Origin of the sequence: Neoroseomonas rubea (assembly GCF_016106015.1) — a bacterium.
Classification (GTDB): domain Bacteria; phylum Pseudomonadota; class Alphaproteobacteria; order Acetobacterales; family Acetobacteraceae; genus Neoroseomonas; species Neoroseomonas rubea.
Map to the genome: position 1 here is coordinate 1 of NZ_JACADQ010000634.1, position 1,074 is coordinate 1,074.

Annotated in this window: 1 protein-coding gene; it reads right to left on the reverse strand. The window is 77.7% G+C overall.

Going from position 1 to position 1,074, the window contains the following annotated elements:
* Positions 1-1,074 (reverse strand): translocation/assembly module TamB domain-containing protein (locus HW577_RS25470; RefSeq protein ID WP_198378873.1); only part of this gene is annotated, 1,074 nt, incomplete at both ends.

Here is a 1,074-nt window from a genome sequence, read left to right on the forward strand (position 1 = left end):
GCCCGGCAGCCGCGCGGTGCCGTTCGCGCGCAGCACTGCGCCCGCCGATGCCTCCAGCCGCACATCCGCCGCGCGCGCCCCGGCCGTGCCCTCGACCAGAACGCGCGCCGGCGGCAGGCCGCGGAAGGTGGGATCGGCGATGGCTAGGCCGGTCGCTTCCAGCCGGAAGCGCGCCGCAGGGTCGGCAACCGGGCCAGTGACGCGCGCCTCGGCCGAGATGGTCCCGCGCGCGGCAAGGTCCGGCGCGGCGAGGGCGGCGATGCCCGCGACCGGCAGCGCGGCGAGGGTCGCGCGAATGTCCGCCTGCTCCGGCCCCCAATTCCCTTCCGCGCGCAGCGTGCCGCCGCGGCTCGTCGTCAGCGCCACGCCTGCGATGCCGATGCCGCCATCGGCGGCAAGGGTTATGCGCGCGGGCGCTGTCAGGCGCAGGCTGTCGGCACCGCGGCGGAGCAGCATCTCCGAGACATCGACGCGCCGCGCCTCGCCTTCCTGCGTCAGCCGCGCGCGTGTGGTCAGCCGCGCATCCTGCGCGCGGGCCTCGATCTCGGCTTCCGCTGCGGCGAGGGTGCCACGCGCGGCGATGCGGCCTCCGAGCGCGGTCCCGTCCACCCGCGCCTCCGGCACCTCCAGCGTCGCGTCGAAGCCCTGCACCCCGTCGCGGACATCGAGCGCTGCGCGCAGCGCGACGCGTCCGGCGAGCCGCTGTCCGGCCAGGGCGGAGAAGGGCGCGAGGTCGGCCACATCGAGCGTCGCGTTGCCTTCGAAGGTCGCGGCGGCCGGGTCGGCAATGCCCGCCGCGTCCAGCGAGGCCGGACCGAAGCGCGCGGCGAGGCGTGCGAGTCGGATGCGCTCGCCCTCTGGCGCGGCGGCAAGGTCGAGCGCGACCGGCAGGCCGGCATAGCTCGCCGTCAGCCGCCCTTCCGCGCGCGGGGCGGAGAGCGGCGTGGCGACGTTCAGCGCCAGGTCCGGCGCCTCGAGCACCTCGGCACCGCGCGCCACGCGTTCCCCGCGCGCCGTCAGGGCCAGCGATGGATCGCCGCGCGGCCCGGTGATGCGCGCCTCCGCCGCCAGCGC